Source organism: Melaminivora alkalimesophila (assembly GCF_000282995.1).
Lineage (GTDB): Bacteria > Pseudomonadota > Gammaproteobacteria > Burkholderiales > Burkholderiaceae_C > Melaminivora > Melaminivora alkalimesophila.
This window is the reverse complement of record NZ_ALEE01000284.1, coordinates 1-1035: the sequence shown is the minus strand read 5'-3', so window position 1 is coordinate 1035 and position 1035 is coordinate 1. Positions and strand designations below refer to the sequence as shown.

The window sequence follows — 1035 nt, the reverse complement described above, 5'->3', positions numbered from 1 at the left end:
CGGCTGCGTCCGCCTGCGGATCCGCTGCCGGTCCGGCTTGCAGGGCGCGCAGTTCGCGCAGGTGCCGCGGATCGACTGCGAGGTCTCCGGTGAACGAGCCGCCCAGGGTTTTATAGGCGGCAATCAGGGTTTTCAGGCGCTCGTTGATCTGGCGGTTCTGCCGCTCGCGGCGCTGTTGCACGCGCTGCATGATCAACAGCCGCACGCCCACCGCCACCAGGGTGAACAGCACCAGCCCGACCAGCGTGGTCAACAGGCCTTGCCAGGAACTGAAGTCGAGGATGTTGCGCATCCTCGGCACCGTAGCAGACGCGCGCAGTCACTGCGAGCCTGGCGCGCACAGGTGAAACAGGCGCGGACCGTATATGAAATCAAGCCGGGGTGGCGGAAGGGAGAAGGAGTCGAACCTTCCGACCACGCGTGGCGCAGTCCACCGGGTTTGAAGCCCGGGCGCCCCACCAGGGACGCTTCCCTTCCTCTGTATGCAACCGCCGCCGCGCCCTCAGCCGCCGTCCGTGAACAGCGCGGTGCCGGGGCGCAACAGGTGCGCATCGCGCACGCGCCGCGTGAAGCCCACGCGGTTGAAGAACTCCAGGACCTGGATGGCGCGCTTGCGACCGAGACCCGTCGCATCGCGAAAGGCCGCGGCATGCAGCCCGCCGGGTTGGCCTTCGCACTCGCGGGCGATCGCCGCCAGGCGCTCCAGCGTCGCCACCGGATAGTACAGGTCTTTGACCACCTGAAATGCTTCGCCGCGCCGCGCCAGGCTGGCGAGCGTCTGGCGCACCTGTGCTTCGGGCGCGCCCAGATCGCGCGCCAGGTCGCGCACCCAGGGCGGATCGAAGCCGCCATCGGCCATGCGCGGACGCAGCCGCTGCGCCAGCTGCTCCTCGGCGGCGTCCATGCGCGCCGCGTGCTGGGGCAGGTGCAGCCAGTGGCCGGTGCGCGCCAGGGCCTGGGTGTCGATCAGCCGTTCGATGGCGTATTGCCACAGGGCATCGCCCGCGCGCGGCGCCGCCAGCCGCCGCAGGCGGC

1 protein-coding gene, 1 tRNA gene and 1 pseudogene are annotated in these 1035 nt (G+C 70.3%); all 3 read right to left on the bottom strand.

All coding sequences use genetic code 11. The features are described from left to right. Positions 1–292, bottom strand: a pseudogene (locus tag A612_RS05385) (hypothetical protein); the annotation flags it as partial. A gap of 90 nt (positions 293–382) precedes the next feature. Further along, a tRNA-Sec gene (locus tag A612_RS05380) sits at positions 383–477 on the bottom strand. Between the two features lie 25 nt (positions 478–502). Continuing rightward, positions 503–1035 (bottom strand): SelB domain-containing protein (locus tag A612_RS05375; RefSeq protein ID WP_040436158.1); only part of this gene is annotated, 533 nt, incomplete at its 5' end.